This is a genomic window from Picosynechococcus sp. PCC 73109, assembly GCF_001521855.1.
In the GTDB taxonomy this organism is placed as follows: domain Bacteria; phylum Cyanobacteriota; class Cyanobacteriia; order Cyanobacteriales; family MRBY01; genus MRBY01.
The window spans coordinates 1,415,693-1,433,030 of sequence record NZ_CP013998.1; the positions used below are offsets into that span (position 1 = coordinate 1,415,693).

Consider the following 17,338-nt stretch of genomic DNA (forward strand, 5'->3'; position numbering starts at 1 on the left):
CTCAATATAGGGGATTCTTTTTGATTTTCATAGAAATTCATCCTAAAAATTCTCTCTTGAGTGAATGTATTTTTTAGGCTTTGCAGGCTTCAATGACGCAAATTTCTTCGGTGGTTCTAACAATGCGCGTCAATTTTAAGTCTGCCGCCGCCAACAGGGTTTCAAACTCAGCGGCGGTGCGTTCTTTGCCACCGGGACACATCACCAGCATATTGATATCGAGCATTTTTGCGCCACTGGGTTGATTTCCCTCTGGAACCACCGCTTCACAGATCAAGATTTTGCCGTCATCCGGGAGCACAGCGCGACAATTTTGCAAAATGGCGATCGCCTGGTCATCACCCCAATCGTGAATGATATGTTTGAGCAGATAGGCATCGCCCCCAGCAGGAATTTTGTTAAAGAAACTCCCTCCAATTCGTTGACAGCGATCGCCCACCCCATGGCGATTTAACGTCGGGGCCGCATTATCCAGCACATAATCTTCATCGAACAAAATACCTTGTAATTGGGGATATTTCGCCAAAATGCTGCCGAGCAATTCCCCGTAGCCCCCACCCACATCAACGATGGTTGAGAAAGCCGAAAAATCATAATGGGCCAAAATTTCCGGTTCTTCATTCCTGGAGAAACTGTTCATCGCCTCTTCAAAAATCGCCGCCGCTTCTGGATGATTGCCGAAATATTCAAACACCCCCTGGCCATAGCGATGGTCAAAGGCAGGTTCACCGGTTTTAACGCTGTGGAGAATATTACTCCAGGCTTCGTAATGCTCTGGTTCCCCCAACATCACCACAGAACCTCGCATGGATCGGGGATGATCACTGCGGAGAAAATCGGCTAGCGGTGTCAGGGCAAAGGTTTGGGAGGCTGTTTCTTGGAAAATACCCACACTGGCCAAGGCCCGGAGAATGCGATACAAAGCTGTTTCGTCTGTTTCGGTGAGGTGGGCTAACACACGGCAAGATTGTTCTCCGGCTTTGAGGTGATCGGCGATCGCCAATTTTGCCGCCACATAAATGCACTGGGAAAGCCAATAGCCAGAGGCCATTTGGAGCAATTGGGTATGGAGAGGGAGGGTCGGCGGTTGCATATAAAGAAAAAATCCCAACAGAAATTACTGCAATTTTAGAAATCTCCCTTTTCCTCAAAACTGCTTTGTAGGATTTATTCACGAAATGGGATCTCACAAAAAAATTTCGCCCCCAGCACCGTAGACCAGAGGCGAAAAATGAAAATTTGCAGTTAATTTTAGAAAGCCAAATGTTTTAAGCGTTTTGGAAAACTGTTGCTGCTGCTTTCACGCCAGCGCCTGCCTCAAAATCATTGTGGCCTAAGCCTTGGAGGGTGGCTTCGAGGGCGGCGATCGCCGTAATCACATCCCGCTCATGGACAAAGCCCAGATGACCAATCCGGAAGATTTTTCCTTTGTAATCATCCTGGCCACCCGCGAGGGCAATATCAAAATTTGTGCGCATCGCCTTGCGGATATCTTCTGCGCCAATGGGGGCAGGATCAACGGCAGTAACTGCTGTGCTGGCATTACCATCGGGGGCAAAGGTCTTTAGACCCAAAGCCTTGACTGCGGCCCGGGTAGCATCGGTTAAACGTTGGTGGCGGGCAAAAATATTCTCTAAGCCTTCCCGTTGCATCATCCCCAGGGCTGCCTGGAGCGCAAAGATCAGATTCACCGGGGGTGTAAAGGGGGTGGTGTTTTTCGCTAAATTCTTTTTCGCAGCCTTGAGATCAAAGTAGAAACGGGGAATTTTTGCATTTTCGTAGGCCGCCCAAGCCTTTTCGCTGACGGAAACAAAGCCCAAGCCCGGCGGAATCATAAAGCCTTTCTGGGAACCGGAGGCGACCACATCAAGGCCCCATGCATCGGTGGGGACATTGCAGGCCCCTAGGCTAGTCACCGCATCGACAATCATCAAGGCCCCGTGGGCTTTGACGTAACGGCTGATGGTTTCGAGGTCGTTAAGGACGCCAGTAGAAGTTTCCGAGTGGGTGACGACAACAGCTTTAATTTCTTTGGCAGTATCAGCTTCGAGTTTGGCACGGAAAACTTCAGGATCGAGGGCTTCACCCCAGGGGGCTTTGACCCGTTCTACGTCCATGCCGTAGGTTTCACAGACGATCGCCCAACGTTCACCAAATTTACCGTTATCGCCGACGAGGACTTTATCGCCCGCATTAATAAAGTTGATCAAACCCGCTTCCATCGCGCCGGTACCGCTAGCGGCGAGGCAATACACATCGTTCTGAGTTTGGAAGAGCCATTTGAGTTGCGCAGTGACCTCGGCCATGATTTCGCTAAACTGGGCGCTCCGGTGACCGATGGGGTGTTTGGCCATTGCTAGCAAAACCTGCTCCGGCACAGGGGTCGGGCCGGGAATCATCAGCATATGTTTGTCTTCCATGGTGTGTTTGTCCTTCGCTTAGACCGTGATTGAAAATGCCGTTAATCCCCAAAAGTCTAGGGACGTTCCGCAAAAGCTAAATCCTATCCTATGCGATCGCCCAGATCAAGCCACTGAGATGCTGTCTATTTGTTCACGAAAAGCAAAGGTTTCGCAGAGCAGCAACGGAAAACGTTAAGGATGATTGAGAAGCGTCACAAAGTCCAAAAAAACGAGGCCCAAGTTATATCCTGAAAGCACCTTAATTCACCGATTAACCGAAAGCTTTCCCTCGGCTGAGGTGGATAGAAAGGCAATGTTTTGTACTGTTCCAAAGCCAATGAGTGACCAATTTGTTGAACAAAAAACAACGGGGTATTTTCAGCGCCTCGGCAATTCGCTTGTGGGGATTTTCCTCGGGGTTGTTCTCTTTTTAGCGTCCTTTGGGGTGCTCTACTGGAATGAAGGCCGAGTAGACCTCTCGAAAATTGCGGCCACAGCCACGGAAATTCCCGCCACCGGCACCGCCACGGTAAAAGCCAATAGTTTTGTATCAATTACGGGTAACCTAAGCAGCCCGGAAACCCTCGGCGATCGCCCCTACTTAGAACCCGGTGAATACATTGCCCTCCGGCGCAAAACAGAAATGTATGCCTGGGAAGAAAATAGCCGCACCACCACCAAGAAAAATGCAGGGGGTTCAGAAACGAAAACGACAACCTATACCTACGCCAAGGAGTGGGCCGAAAATCCCGATGATTCCTCTCGTTTTAAGAATCCAACGGGCCATAATAATCCAGCCAAAAGCATCGAAAGTCAGGAACTACGGGTTTCCCAGGCCCAGGTGGATGATTATCAACTGGATGTAAATCAGTTGCAGTTTCCCATCAACCAACCCGTTAATTTAACGGCGGCCCAGATCCCGGCAGAATCAAAAAACAAACTCAACGGCAGTTACTTATTTTTTGGGACAGGTAGCCTTGGCAGCCCAGAAATTGGCGATCTGCGCCTCAGTTACCAAGCCCTAAACAAAAATATTCAAGCGACGGTCTTCGGTGATTTGGGCAGCAGTAACCAACTCACGCCCCACCAAGGCCGGAAAAATGTGACTTTTTATCGACTCTTTCCCGGTACCCGTGACCAGGCGATCGCCAACTTGGCAAACCGACATAAGCTGATCACTTGGGGCCTACGGTTGGGGGGCTTTTTGCTGATGTGGATCGGCTTAAATTTGGTGGTAGAACCCCTCGGTGTTGTTCTAGATGTCATTCCCTTTTTAGGAGATTTAACCCGCACCGCTACAGGGTTTGCCACGTTCATTGTGGCGGCGATTTTGTCTGGGTTAACGATCATTGTGTCGATTATTCTCCACAGCCCGATCATGATTTTTCTGGCCCTCGGTCTCTGTGGCTTCATTGTCTACCGCTGGACAAAACGTAAAAAGACCAAGGATCAACTGGCTTAGGTTCTCCCTGGTCAAGCAAGAATTTAAAAAGATTTAGGAACGGCGGTCGTTCCTTTTTTTTGTGGAAATCAGCCTAAACGACGTTTAAGGAGCGGTTGAATGGTCGCCAAGGCGATCGCCCCAAAGCCCGTCAAAATTCCGAGCACAGCCCCAAAGTTTAAATTTCCCCAGGGGGCACTGAAGACCACACTCTGGAATGTCCAATCACTGTGCATATACAAATAGCGAATCGGCTCAATGGCATAGGTCAAAGGGTTTAAGCTCGCGACAAGCTGCAACCAGTTCGCCATAAAATCCAAGGGCGCTAGAGCGGTACTGGCAAACAGTAGGGGTAAATTCACCACAAAAATCACCGCAATCAATTCAATATGACCCGGCAGCGCAAAGGCCAAACCTAAACTGAGGGCTGTTACCGCCAAGACAATTAAAAACACCACCAAGGCGATCGCCCCCAGACCCAAGGCACTGGGCAAACCGGCCCCCAATAAAGCACTGGCCCCAACGATCACCGCCGTTTGAATCAAGGTCAGGCCCATGATGTAAATCGTCGAAGCCGCCACGATGGAATAGCGCGTCGCTAAAGGAGCCACCAAAAGCCGGTTTAAAAAGCCAAATTCCCGGTCAAACATCACGGGTAAACCTGCATTCAATGCCCCGGAAAAGGCCGTAAACACGATAATCCCTGGGGCGAGAAATTGGGCATAGTTGATGTCGTTGCCAAACAGTCCCTGGGGCGCTTTATAAAACAAGGCCCCAAACAAAATCAGCCACATAAACGGTTGAATAATCCCTGCCACCAAGGTCGTCGGTCGCCGTTGCAGTTGAATCACCAGCCGTTGGGTAAGGGCTACCGTTTCCTGAAAAAAATCCTGCCAGCCATTGCTCTCAGAGACGTTGACCTTAGCGGTGGGGGACAGAATCGAGTTGGGCGTAAAGATAGATTGACTCATAACGGTTGTTTCGCGTCACCAAATAGGCGCAGATTTTGGCTCTTTTCTCAGGACTAGATTAACGTATTTCACCCCAAATCATGGCCCCCACCGCCGTTAGGACGCGCCTTGTCGGGTGGGAAAATTCCCTCTAAAATCAGTGGGGCTTAACGAAAGCTAAACCTTTACTCCCTGTCGTTTTTAAACGCGATCGCCTTTATGACCAGCTTGACCGACATTTCAACGGCAGACCTTGCCGCCGCCTTGACCACTGACGTTGACTTTAACTTGGAGCTGCCCGATCCAGAGGATGATCAACTCCACGATGCGGAATTTGATACCCAGATCGAGCGGGTCTGGCAAATTTGCGATCGCTTTGACCTGCAAACGGACATTTGGCGGGGCCGGATTATGCGGGCCGTGCGAGATCGGGAAAAACGCGGCGGTGACGGGCGCGGAACAGGCTTTTTAAACTGGCTCAAACAGCGGGAAATTAGCAAGAGTCAAGCCTACGGCCTCATCGAACTGGCTAACAGTGCTGATACTCTCCTCGCCGAGGGCCAACTAGACCCCAACAGTATTAATAATTTCAGTAAAAATGCTTTCGTCGAAACGGCGAAATCGGCCCCCGAAATTCAAAAACTCGTCGCCGATGCCGCCCAAAAAGGCGATCGCATTACCAGACGGGAAGTAAAACAGTTGGCCGACGAATGGACGAGCATGAGTTCGGAGCTGCTCCCCGATGAAGTTAAAGAACAGGCCGCCAGCGGTGCCCTCCCCAGTCGGTTTCTCTCGCCCTTGGTAAAAGAATTAGAAAAGCTGCCAGAAACCCACGTCACAGCGATCCAAGAAGAAATCCGCGAAGCCCCCAACACCGATACCGTCAAAGCGATGACCCGTGAGGCGAAGAGTTTAGCGAAATATATCGATGCCGCCGCCCAGGTGCAGACCCTCCGTAAGGCGAATATTGACCTGGAAATGGCCCTCGAAGAAGCGCTGCGTTTGGATTGTCTGGGTACTGCCGCCGATCTGGTGAAACAGGCCACCCAGATGGAGCAATGTGTGGTGAAGCTCTTTACCACCTGGAAGCGCCTAGGAAAATTAGCCGATCGCCTTTATGTGGATACGGGGGCGAGCAATCCCTATTTACGGTCGATGTTGGGTACCCTAGAAGCCCTGAGTAGCGAGGTTTTGGAAGTTGATTTAGATGATTCCGGCGAGAGTAGTGTGCGGATTCGGATTTTGGGAGAAGAGTAAAATAGCGGGTAACAGTTTTAGTTAGGAGTAACGGAGCCGATGGGTAGATGGTTCGGGGCGATCGCCTTGGTACTGGCTTTAGTTTTCGGTTTGGGACAAGGGCCGAGTTTTGCTGAATTTGTCACAGATGGGCCTGTGGTGGAATGGTTGACCTTTGACGTGCCCCAGGCCGACCAAGCAAAATTTATCGAAAAAGAACTAGAAATCTGGAATCCTATCGATCGGCGATCGCCTGCCTTTGTGCGCAAAGAAATCTGGCAAGATGCCGACCACCCGGATCAGCTCACCGTTGTTGTTTCCTGGTCAAGCCAAGCCCTACGGAAAGTCGTTTCCCCAGAGGCAGTTAATGCCGCTGAGAAAGCCTTTGATAAAGCCATGGGCAAAAGTTACCCGATCCTCGAAAAGAAAGAATTCCGCAATCTTTCTACGACTAATTGACATTGAAAGAAACAGAGGCGATCGCCTCACTAAATTTTTGTCGCAATTAATATTCATAAAAAACATGATTCTAAGCACCACCAACACCATCGAAGGAGCAACCATCACCAGTTACCAGGGGGTCGTCACCGCCGAAGTAGTCTATGGCACCAACGCCCTCCGGGATTTTTTTGCGGGCATCCGAGACATGATCGGCGGTCGCACCGCTAGTTATGAGCGCATCTTTGAAAAAGGCCACCAGGAAGCGCTACGGGAACTAGAAAGCAATGCTAAAAAACGCGGCGCTGATGCCGTAATTGGCATTAGCATGGACACAGGCACAATCAATATCGACGATAAAGGCGTTCTGCTGCTGATCACAGCCACCGGAACCGCCGTAAAGCTGGGGTAGGTATTTCCCCCCGCCAATTCCCAAACAAAACTCTCTAAGACCAAACGGGCCGATAGTGTTGGAAGCCCGAGAGTCCTGGGGTTATTCAAAACTGGTAATTTTAACTGGGGTGCCAGGATTCGAACCTGGGAATGTCGGAACCAAAATCCGATGCCTTACCGCTTGGCGACACCCCATTGCGTTTAAGCCTTTAGAAATATAACACCAATTTTTCGGAAGCGTCAACAGTCTCATCAAATCTTTTTTGGGTGGCCCTGGATAATTGTCAAAAACCCAAAAATCCAGTAAACCTTAACCGTTGCCCTTAAACCTCATTATTTTTTGATGTCAGATTTGATTAAACAACTCCAGTCCAGTTTTGGCGACAGTGAGTGGCATGACCTCGCGCCCCATGCGGCCCGTGATGCGCTGATTGTGGTACACCCTTCCCTGGATTTATTGCAGGTGGGAGAGGCGATCGCCACGGATAATGCGGCCCTAGTGGGCAAATGGATGAGTGGTGGCCTAGTGCGTAAGCCCACAAAAGAAGAACTAGAACGCTGGAACCAAGCAACCCAGACCCTCGTATTTGCGACATTAATTGTGCAGCCCTTTGTGCTGATCAGTGGTGACCGCCCAGAAATTTAAGGAGCGATCGCCCGGAATTTTTTCGCTGGGACGACGGGTCTTGTGGGGTAAACTGATTGAGAACAATCCATTGCCCTGGTGTGAGACCCCTAATCATCGCGTATGATCGGGTTTGAGCCTCATTGATGGTCTGGCGATAGATAGCAATCATCTCCCGTCGTGGGTTTGCAGCGAACCAAGCTTGTTTTTCTGAGAGTATGAATGATTCTGTGAGCGTAATGCCCAATCCTAGTTCCCCATCGGTATCCCCAGGACAACCCTACCTGTTGCAAAATCTGCCGGATCTGTTACCGGAGGGAAAAGTGTTCCCGCGCCGGGCACAACAGCAAATTGATCTGCTCCTCTTGGCCCTAGAAGCGCTGGAATTGGGCGGCTCAGAACTAATGCTGCGCTCTGCCCAAAAACTAGAATTGACAGAAATTATCCCGAATCGGGTCGTCCTCTGGCGATTACGGCGCACCAACCCCTGGCGACGTTCCCATACCCACGGCCACCTGACCCCCACAGAAGCAAAGGCGTTGGTATTGATCATTGGCGATCGCGCCAAGAATTTACTGGCTTTATTGCGACAACTTTTACCCGCTGCCCAGCACCTCCGGGAACGCAATCTCCCCTTAGATAGTCATTTCCGCCTTTCGGAATACCTAGAGCGGTTTCGGGCCCACTTCAGGAGTCGGATGAATCCCCGGCGCGTCCGTGTCACCCTCTACAACCAGTCAAAACAAGATTTAAATGAACTGGCGATCGCCCTCCTCGAAAAACTGCTGTTTTGCACAGGCACCGTTGGCACCCAACGGCTATGGGTCAGCCTCTTTGATGGAGAAGTGAGCTAAACAATTACCATGAATATTCGTCGCCAATACAACCTCCCCAACTGCACCCTCACCCTCGAAGGATTCGATGATGGGAGCGGCAAACTCCTCGACACCCTGACCATCCTTTCCAATGTGGAATGTCGTTTTACTACCTCCCAGAAAGTGCTCAGCGGTGGGAAAATTTTCTTTGATCACCTCGTCCAAGCCGTGAGTGAATATGCCCAGGGTATTTTAAGCGGCCTCCAACGCCCCCCCGAAATCCTCGATGCAAAAGGCCAAGTTCGCTTAGAAACAGCAACAGCAACCTATACCCATCATCTCCATTGGCAACAACCCGATGGCAGCGCCGCCGAAACTCTCGAATTAACCACGGCGGAGTTGTTTGATTTAACCGAAGCCATTGATCAATTCCTTGCCGATGGTTTGACCCTCCCGGATTTTGTTTTGCCCCTAACGCCCCTGAGTCGTCGCCATTGCGTACCAGAAGAATCCTTTGCGGATCGGGCAGTGCCGCCCCTGGTTGGCGTCAGTGGGTTAGCCCTAACGGCCTTTGCATTATTCTTTGTCCCAGCGCCGGAAACAACACGTACCGACAGTGAACAAGTTAGCTCTGGGGAAGAAACGGAACAACTCGCCAGCGCAACTTTACCGGATACGGCCCTCTGGACGGAAGCTGATTTTGATCGCCTCGGTGAAACCTTGCCCACCATTGCCACAGACCGCGATCTTCAGTTAATGCAAGCTTATCTCTATGGCACTTTGGACTCGGCCTGGACGGAGCGCGATACCACAGAAAATGCTTCCTATCGCTTGGCCCTGGGAACCGATGGTCGTCTTTTGGGGGTGCAGCCCTTAGCTGGTGCTGCGGTGACAACGGGAACAACGGCCTTGGGTGAGTTGGGTCATACCCCAGAGGTAGCGGCGATCGCCAACGAACAAGCCATGGCTCAATTTCGGGTCAATTTTGCAGGAAATGTCCTGGAAGTAAGCCCCTGGGATGGCTTTCAAAGTTCTAGCGAATTGGATTTTGACTCCCGCGAAGTAGAAGGAGAAACGCTCCGACAATTGATCCAACAGGTCAAAGACACCATCGCCGCTGAGTTTGACCGAGAAAATGCCACCATCCCCCAAACCCTGGCCTATACCCTAGGGGTAACCAACGACGGGGCGATCGCCATTGTCGTCGCCGATAATAACGCTGCGAAAACAGCCCTTGGTCAGACCCCCCTCCCGGCCTTGGTAGAACCAGCGGCGGCGGGCATTGTCCCTGGCGAAACCATCTTGCCCACGGAACCGCTGACCCAGGTGAATGTGGTCTTTCAACCCAACGGTGTGATCGAAGTGAGTCCTTGGGCAGGTTATCGTTAGAAGAAAGCGACCACCTGAAAGCCATGGTCTACAGCACCCAAGATTTAATTGAAATCCTCAACCAAGAGTTAAAGGCAACCCTCCGGGGCGATCGCCTTTTGCTCTCCCCCGATGCGCGGGTGGGGGTACCGATCGTGACCATGGCCCTCGATCAAGACCAACTGGGAAAAGTGTTTGCCTGTCAGGACTTTACCCAACAGATTCATCAATACCAACGGGAAAATCATGTTTCCGGCATTGTTTGGCGGGAAATCAGCGTCGGCGATCGCCAACTGCGCCTGCCGGAAATTCACCAACAACTCATTGCCATCGACAGCGACAAAGCGATTCTCCGGGCGGCGAAACAAAATGTCCTCGACTTTTGGCACCACATCACCGCTGGTTTAAACCTCTGGCAGTTAGTCGATCATCAACTTTCTCCCTTGACTTTTACAGAGCTAGAGCGGGCCAGTCGACTCGCTGAATGGGCAGAATTAGACGTGGGCCATGGTGAGTTTTACCTCGCCCTCTGCTGGGGCAACCCGAAGGAATGTCACTATCGCTGGGCCGCCCCCAAATCTGGCTGCGATCGCCTCATTGCCGCCGCCGGACAACCCCAACATCTCAACATCTTCTAGCTCCCAAACATTTTTTCTGATCCCTCGCCCCTGCGCTAAAATTGTGAAATAGACGTACTAATTTCTTCCCGCTTCATTGAGTCTTTTTATGGCGATCGCCCCGAGTTTATTTTTTGCTTAATTTCCATATATTTTTTTGGGCCGCAAAATCCCCGCTCCACCCCCTTGGTAAATCTTGCTGCAAATTCAGCCCACTCCTCCCAGAAGCCTTTTATGGTATAATTTTTGCCTGATTTAACCCAAAAACAGGCTACAGAGTTTTTACGCCCAAAATTCGGAGTTCGTCCATGACCAGTAATTACAGTGCCCAGCAGATCCAGGTTCTCGAAGGATTAGAACCTGTCCGCAAACGTCCCGGAATGTACATCGGCACCACTGGTCCCCGTGGCTTACATCACCTCGTTTATGAAGTGGTTGATAACTCCGTCGATGAAGCCCTTGCCGGCTACTGCACAGAAATTAACGTTGAAATTAATGTTGATGGCTCCGTTACTGTTACCGACAATGGCCGCGGCATTCCCGTTGATGTGCACCCTAGTACCGGAAAATCAGCCCTCGAAACCGTGATGACCGTGCTCCATGCGGGCGGAAAATTTGGCGCAGGTGGCTATAAAGTCTCCGGTGGTCTGCACGGGGTCGGCGTTTCTGTGGTTAATGCCCTCTCCGAATGGGTCGAAGTTACCGTTTGGCGCGACGAAACCACTTACAAACAACGGTACGAACGGGGCGTCCCCCAAGGCGAACTCGCCGAAGCCCCGGCCCCCCAGCATTTATCGGGAACATCCGTTTGTTTTTTGCCCGATGCGAAAATTTTCACTGAAACTACTGTTTTTGATTACAATACCCTCGCCGGACGCCTGCGGGAACTGGCATATCTAAATGCTGGCGTCAGAATTGTCTTTACGGATCATCGCTCCGAAAAACAGGCCAGCAATACTTATTTTTATGAAGGAGGCATCAAAGAATATGTCGCCTACATGAACCGCGAAAAATCGCCCCTCCACGAAGAAATCATTTATGTCACCGGGGAAAAGAACGGTGTCCAGCTAGAAGTAGCCTTGCAATGGTGTACCGATGCCTATAGCGATAACCTGCTGGGCTTTGCCAATAATATTCGCACCGTTGACGGCGGGACACACCTTGAAGGCTTAAAAAGTGTCCTCACCCGGACGATGAATACCGTTGCCCGCAAACGCAATAAGCTCAAGGATAATGATTCAAATTTAGCGGGTGAAAATATTCGCGAAGGGTTAACGGCGGTAATTTCGGTTAAAGTGCCCGATCCAGAATTTGAAGGGCAAACGAAAACGAAGCTCGGCAACTCCGAAGTGCGGGGGATCGTTGATTCCTTCGTGGGCGAGGTGTTAACGGAATATTTTGAATTTAATTTAAATGTTGTTGATGCGATTTTAGAAAAGGCAATCCAAGCCTTTAAGGCAGCAGAAGCAGCACGGCGGGCGCGGGAATTGGTGCGCCGTAAATCCGTTTTAGAGTCTTCTTTGCTCCCTGGTAAATTAGCCGATTGTAGTGAGCGGGATCCGGCGAAGACAGAAATTTATTTAGTGGAAGGGGATTCTGCGGGCGGTAGTGCGAAACAGGGCCGCGATCGCGCTTTCCAAGCGATTCTGCCGTTGCGGGGAAAAATCCTCAATATTGAGAAAACCGACGACGCAAAAATCTATAAAAATAATGAAATTCAGTCCCTGATCACGGCATTGGGCTTAGGGATTAAAGGAGAAGAATTTAACCCGGAAAAACTCCGTTACCATCGGGTGGTGATCATGACCGACGCGGACGTGGATGGGGCGCACATTCGGACACTCCTATTAACCTTCTTCTATCGGTATCAGCGGGAATTGGTTGATCAGGGTTACATTTATATTGCCTGCCCGCCCCTCTATAAGCTGGAACGGGGTAAAAATCACGCCTACTGCTATAGCGATCGCGAACTGCAAGATCAAATTAGCCAGCTTCCTGATAACGCGAAATATAATATCCAACGTTTTAAGGGTCTGGGGGAAATGATGCCCCAACAGCTCTGGGACACCACCATGAACCCAGAAAGTCGTACCCTCAAACGGGTTGAGATTGAAGATGCGGCTGAAGCTGACCGGATTTTTACGGTATTGATGGGCGATCGCGTTGCCCCCCGACGAGAATTTATCGAGATGAATGCCCCCAAACTCAACATGGACGATCTCGATATTTAATTGACATTTTCAAAACCAGACAAAAAGCCTCCTAATCGCAACGAAAAGGAGGTTTTGTTTTTTCTTAAAAAATTAGCAATTCAGCAATTAATCATGCATCGCTTTCGCGAGTTCAGCCGCAACGAGGGGACGGGAAAACTGTGGCGGTGGTAATTCCCCACGACGGAGCATTTCCCGAACCTTCGTGCCAGAGAGGTGGATCCGATCTTCGGGGCCACTGGGACTGGTTTTCGAGGTCGCCATCTGTTCTGTTTTCTTACAGAAGAAGGCGTGTTCAAATTTCATCGGGGTGATGCCAAGGGCTTGGGGATCAAACTCATCAAAGATCTTTTGAGCGTCATAGGTGCCGTAGTAATCGCCAACACCGGCATGGTCACGACCAACGATGAAGTGAGTACAGCCATAATTCTTCCGGATCAGGGCGTGGAAAATGGCTTCACGGGGGCCAGCATAACGCATCGCTGAAGGATTAATCGCCAAAATCACGCGCTCTTGGGGGAAATAGTTTTCCAGCATGATTTCGTAGCAACGCATCCGCACATCAGCCGGGATATCATCGCTCTTGGTTGCGCCGACGAGGGGATGGAGGAATAGACCATCAACGGTTTCGAGGGCACATTTGATGATGTATTCGTGGGCACGGTGGATCGGGTTCCGGGTTTGGAAGCCAACCACAGTTTTCCAGCCGCGCTCTTGGAAAGCGGCCCGGGAGGCGGCGGGATCAATTTGATATTTGGGGAAAAGGGGGTGATCATCCCGTTCGAGTAACCAGACGGGGCCAGCGAGATTTACAGCACCCTGTTCGTAGACGACCTTGACGCCAGGATGTTTTTCTTCGTCGGTGCGATAGACGTTGATCGCTTCGTGGGCTTTATTGTAGTGGTATTTTTCGGTCAGTTCGAGGACACCAATAAAGCGACCGTTGGGATCATCAAGGCGTACCCAATTGCCTTCTTTGAGGGGATCAGCAATTTCTTCGGAAACGGAGAGGGTGACAGGCACAGACCAGGGCAGGCCATTGCTGAGGTGCATTTCTTCAACTACGAGTTCGTAGTCTTTTTGCTCCATAAAACCCTTGAGGGGACTGAAGCCACCGATGGCAATCATTTCCAGGTCGGATTGGGCGCGGGCATCGAGGGTGATGCGGGGCAGGCGATCGCCTTGGGCGAGGAATTCTTGCTTCTCGGCGTCGGAGGCGATGCGGTTAATTAATTGGCCACCGTGGGGCGCAATTAGACCGGATGGGGTACTCATAAAATTTAGGATATAAAAGCATGGCTATCTGCAAGCTCTCATGGTATCAGTTTCTGTTCGTTCCATTGTGGGAATGGGGCGAGTTATGTTTCGTAGTGGAGGATCTCCAGGTGGGAAAATTGCCGTTCCTGGGCGATCGCCTTCAGTTTGCGGTCGGCCTGTTCAAATTCCCGTAGGTAATAGGCAAAATCCGGGTGCTGGGGATCGAGGCCTTGCCATTTCTCTTGACAATAACGGCGATGCTGGGTCCAGTTGACGTGTTCGAGGGTGGCGATCGCCGCATGGATATTCAAGGTGGCCCGACGCACATCGATTTCGGTGGTTTCGGTGAGGTAGAGCAGGGAGCCGAGACTGTGCATCCGTTCGGGATGGTGGGTCAAAATATCAAGCATCCGGCCCAACAGTTGATTATGGACATGGTTTTGTTTGATTTCCAGGGGCGTTTCAAGGATTTGTTGCCAGAGCCAACGGTGGTGGGACAGGCTAAACATCACTTCCTTTTCGGCGAGGCGCGCTTCGATGGGGTGACGCTGGGCTGGACTATGGAGATAGATCCGTAGCAGCAATTCTTCGGCCTGGGCGAGGGCAATGGTTTGGGAGGAAAGGGCGATCTCCTCTGGTTGCACCTCCGGGGTCGCCGTCGGATTCCGGGCTTGGGCTTTGCGGAAACGGTTTACCTGGGTCAAAAGGGTCGCTTCCAATTGTTTTTTGTAGTGGGAATCTTCGTGATTAATGAGTTCACTGGCTTTAGCGATGTAATGGCTCCGAAAACTCGGATGATCAATTTTGGCGATCAGGCGAATCATTTGTTTAATCACCCCTTGGAATTGGTCGGCTTGGGTGACATCCTGGCCCAGCAAAATTTGCTCCAGTTGCCAATCGAGCCAGAGGGGCGCCGTTGTAAGGGCCGTTTGATACTGCGCCGGGCCTTGGTCTGTTTGCAAAAACTCGTCCGCATCCTTGCCCCCAGGGAGATTGAGGATTCGCACCTGGGCCTGGCCACTGTAAATGAGGGGTTCAATTTCTGTGAGGGTACGTTGGGTGGCTTTGATCCCCGCCTTATCTGCGTCAAAGTTAAAAATAATTTGCTTGGAATCGGTGTAGCGCAGCAGTTGTTTAATCTGCCCCTGGGTAAAGGCAGTACCGAGGGAAGCTACCGCATTTTCAAAACCCGCTGCGTGGAGGGCGATCGCATCAAAATAGCCTTCTACGACCACAGCAGCATCCTGTTTGGCGATCGCTCCCTTCGCTTGGTCGAGGGCAAATAAAGTCCGGCTCTTATCAAATAAGGGCGTTTCTGGGGAATTGAGATATTTCGGTTCTTCGTTCGTGAGGGTGCGGCTGCCAAAGGCGATCGCCCGACCCTGGACATCGTAGATCGGGATCATCAGGCGATCGCGGAACTGATCATAATGGCCGTTCCCAGACTGGCGCGGTTTAATTAAGCCTGCTTTTTCGACCAGTTCGATGGGATAGCGTTTTTGTTCCACAAGGTAGTGATAGAGGGTATCCCAGCCCCCCGGCGCATAGCCCAGGCCAAAGTTTTGAATCGTTGCTTCCGTTAATCGCCGTTGCTCGCGGACATAAGCTAAGGCCGTTTGCCCTTCCGGTTGCCGTAGGGAGTATTGATAAAAATCATTGGCGATCGCCACAATTTCATAGAGCTGCTCCTTGAGGGACAGTTCCCGCTGGATCTCTTGGTGCTGTTCTGGTTCGAGGGTTTTGACCGGGACTTGATACCGTTGGGCCAAGTCCAGCACCACCTGGGCAAAGGGAGACTTATTGATCTCCATCAAAAACTTGATTGCATTGCCCCCTGCCCCACAGCCAAAACAGTGATAGAACTGCTTCGTCGGACTTACTGTAAAACTGGGGGTCTTCTCATCATGGAACGGACAAAGCCCCAGTAAATCCTTGCCCCGCTTTTTGAGCACCACATAATCAGATACCACCTCCGCAATATCAACCTTGGCGCGAATTTCTTCGATGGTGTCAGGATGAATCGAGGGGTAGGCCATAGATTACGTCGCAAAAATCTAAACAGAATGCATCCTTAAAGATAAAAGAAAATCTCCGGGTGCGCCGCTACAAACAATAAATTGATCTGTCCTTGGCTTTCTCCCCACAAAAAAAGCCCACAAACTGTGAGCTTAGAGAATGTGCAGTTGATAAACGAATGTGTAACAGAGAGTTCATGACAAAAACAAGAATCCAGTCCGAATACTCAAGCTTGCTTTTCCGAATCTATTTCAGAAAATTTTGGAGCTGCCAAAGAACTAGCCTTGATCAAACTCCCCTGTTCAGCACTCTGGAAAATAGCGAATGTTCGTGAGGATTATTGCTTTTGGATATGGATGGACAGACGTAGTTTGGAACAGCGTTTTCACCTCTTTTTTCTATTGTTTAGATTAAGCTGTTTAATCTGCCAGGAGAAGCGCTTTGCTTCTTGTCTCTAACGATATCACCCAATCCAGGAGATCTGGGGGAACGTGATTTTTCTTTGGGCCACTAAAAGTAGGCACTTACAAAAGATTAAAAAACATAAAAATTCAGCCATAGATCCAGGGCCAAGAGGGTCAACCCCAAAAGCAGACTGAGATAAAAATAGGCCCGCCAGCGGACAACATTAATCAACAAAATTAGGGTGATGCCATTGAAGAAAGTCCCAGTCAGGAGAAAGCCAAGGGCAACACCAGGGCTACTATTGCCCAAGATCAGATCGGCGATCGCCGCCATTTGTGTCGGTTGAACGGCGTACAAGATCCCCGCGCCAAATAGACCCGTCATACCGTGGCTGAGTAATGTTTCTAGGGGGAAAAGGACTTGGCCACAAGCCATCACACCACAGGCGATCAGGAGCCAGACCGACCATTCCAGCAGTTCTTGCATAAGGTTTTGGCTCGCCATGAGGGATCGAAATCGGCGAGAAGTGGGCAGAATGGTTAATTTACTCGGTGGCGCCAGGGTTTCTGGTTGGGTATTGGGAATGCGGTGGGAACTGGGGCGGGCGATCGCCGGATACAAAAAAGTGTCTAGATCTCCCTGTTGGTAACTGCGTTGTTGACGCGCCCCCACAAAAATACTGGCAATTAAAAGCAAAATCCCTAGGCTCAGGCTGCCATAGAACAACAGGAGTCCCTCCCGTCCAGGTAGCTGCTGCCAGAATTTAGCGAGCACAAAGGGACTCAGGGAAACAGTCCCCAGCCAAAAGGCGATCGCCCCCACCGAGGAGCCGGATTGCCACAGGAGCCGTCGCAGAAGGGGCAGCCCGCCCACTTGACCCACAGGTAGGATAAAGCCGAGGCCAAGACCAGCCAGTAATTGTAACCAGGCGCTTTGGGGAAGAACTTTTTCCCACCAGGGACGGGGCGTAAAAATTAAAGCCACCGTCGAGAGACATACCCCCACAAAAAGCCAGGGCCAAAGGATCAGCCATTGGGCGATCATCAGGGTAAACCACTGTTGCAAAGCGACCATTACCACACCTAAATTCCAGAAAAATTGCTCCATTTACCCTAACCGATCCCTGGTCTTTTGCTCGATTTTGAGCGGCGATCGCCCCGGTCAG

At 50.8% G+C, this 17,338-nt stretch carries 15 protein-coding genes and 1 tRNA gene; 9 read left to right on the forward strand and 7 right to left on the reverse strand.

Annotated elements, in window-relative coordinates; translation table 11 throughout:
• Positions 1-73 precede the first annotated feature (73 nt).
• Positions 74-1,093, reverse strand: coding sequence for a methyltransferase (locus AWQ23_RS06835; protein ID WP_062433750.1), 1,020 nt, complete (start codon positions 1,091-1,093; stop codon positions 74-76).
• 175 nt (positions 1,094-1,268) lie between these two features.
• The gene (locus AWQ23_RS06840) at positions 1,269-2,420 is read right to left on the reverse strand and encodes an alanine--glyoxylate aminotransferase family protein (protein ID WP_062433753.1); all 1,152 of its coding nucleotides are present in this window, start codon (positions 2,418-2,420) and stop codon (positions 1,269-1,271) included.
• A gap of 319 nt (positions 2,421-2,739) precedes the next feature.
• On the opposite strand from AWQ23_RS06840, the gene AWQ23_RS06845 reads away from it, so the two are divergent.
• Positions 2,740-3,864, forward strand: coding sequence for a TMEM43 family protein (locus AWQ23_RS06845; RefSeq protein ID WP_071884909.1), 1,125 nt, complete (start codon positions 2,740-2,742; stop codon positions 3,862-3,864).
• A gap of 68 nt (positions 3,865-3,932) precedes the next feature.
• Here AWQ23_RS06845 and AWQ23_RS06850 read toward each other — a convergent pair whose 3' ends face one another.
• Complete coding sequence (locus AWQ23_RS06850) at positions 3,933-4,814, reverse strand: ABC transporter permease (protein WP_030006543.1); 882 nt, start codon at positions 4,812-4,814, stop codon at positions 3,933-3,935.
• 198 nt (positions 4,815-5,012) lie between these two features.
• Here AWQ23_RS06850 and AWQ23_RS06855 point away from each other — a divergent pair, with 198 nt between their 5' ends.
• From AWQ23_RS06855 to AWQ23_RS06865, 3 genes are all read left to right on the forward strand, one after another.
• Complete coding sequence (locus AWQ23_RS06855; protein ID WP_062433759.1) at positions 5,013-6,050, forward strand: hypothetical protein; 1,038 nt, start codon at positions 5,013-5,015, stop codon at positions 6,048-6,050.
• Between the two features lie 39 nt (positions 6,051-6,089).
• On the forward strand, positions 6,090-6,488 hold the full coding sequence (locus tag AWQ23_RS06860; RefSeq protein ID WP_062433760.1) for a TIGR03792 family protein: 399 nt from the start codon (positions 6,090-6,092) through the stop codon (positions 6,486-6,488).
• A 64-nt stretch (positions 6,489-6,552) separates the two neighbouring features.
• Positions 6,553-6,879 (forward strand): YbjQ family protein, encoded by a 327-nt coding sequence (locus AWQ23_RS06865; RefSeq protein WP_062433763.1) that lies wholly within the window; start codon positions 6,553-6,555, stop codon positions 6,877-6,879.
• A 104-nt stretch (positions 6,880-6,983) separates the two neighbouring features.
• On the opposite strand, the gene AWQ23_RS06870 is transcribed toward AWQ23_RS06865, so the two are convergent.
• Positions 6,984-7,055: transfer RNA gene (locus AWQ23_RS06870), tRNA-Gln, on the reverse strand.
• 148 nt (positions 7,056-7,203) lie between these two features.
• On the opposite strand from AWQ23_RS06870, the gene AWQ23_RS06875 reads away from it, so the two are divergent.
• The 5 genes from AWQ23_RS06875 (at position 7,204) to gyrB (ending at position 12,516) form a co-directional block, all read left to right on the forward strand.
• Complete coding sequence (locus AWQ23_RS06875; protein ID WP_062436565.1) at positions 7,204-7,506, forward strand: DUF2288 domain-containing protein; 303 nt, start codon at positions 7,204-7,206, stop codon at positions 7,504-7,506.
• A gap of 197 nt (positions 7,507-7,703) precedes the next feature.
• A complete protein-coding gene (locus AWQ23_RS06880) occupies positions 7,704-8,339 on the forward strand; it encodes a DUF3038 domain-containing protein (protein ID WP_012306959.1) in 636 nt (211 codons plus the stop codon).
• A 9-nt stretch (positions 8,340-8,348) separates the two neighbouring features.
• Entirely contained in the window at positions 8,349-9,689 is a 1,341-nt protein-coding gene (locus tag AWQ23_RS06885) for a DUF4335 domain-containing protein (protein ID WP_062433766.1), read from the forward strand.
• A gap of 23 nt (positions 9,690-9,712) precedes the next feature.
• Entirely contained in the window at positions 9,713-10,306 is a 594-nt protein-coding gene (locus AWQ23_RS06890; RefSeq protein ID WP_062433768.1) for a hypothetical protein, read from the forward strand.
• A gap of 287 nt (positions 10,307-10,593) precedes the next feature.
• Positions 10,594-12,516 (forward strand): DNA topoisomerase (ATP-hydrolyzing) subunit B, encoded by a 1,923-nt coding sequence (gene gyrB, locus AWQ23_RS06895; protein ID WP_062433770.1) that lies wholly within the window; start codon positions 10,594-10,596, stop codon positions 12,514-12,516.
• An 87-nt stretch (positions 12,517-12,603) separates the two neighbouring features.
• Here the strand turns inward: gyrB and sat are convergent, their stop codons facing one another.
• The 3 genes from sat to AWQ23_RS06910 all read right to left on the reverse strand — a co-directional run bounded on the left by sat (position 12,604) and on the right by AWQ23_RS06910 (position 17,247).
• Positions 12,604-13,770: a sulfate adenylyltransferase gene (gene sat, locus AWQ23_RS06900; protein ID WP_062433772.1), complete on the reverse strand. Its 1,167-nt coding sequence runs from the start codon at positions 13,768-13,770 to the stop codon at positions 12,604-12,606.
• Between the two features lie 83 nt (positions 13,771-13,853).
• On the reverse strand, positions 13,854-15,788 hold the full coding sequence (gene dnaG, locus AWQ23_RS06905) for a DNA primase (RefSeq protein WP_062433774.1): 1,935 nt from the start codon (positions 15,786-15,788) through the stop codon (positions 13,854-13,856).
• 514 nt (positions 15,789-16,302) lie between these two features.
• Positions 16,303-17,247 (reverse strand): permease, encoded by a 945-nt coding sequence (locus AWQ23_RS06910; RefSeq protein ID WP_198158700.1) that lies wholly within the window; start codon positions 17,245-17,247, stop codon positions 16,303-16,305.
• Positions 17,248-17,338: the final 91 nt, after the last annotated feature.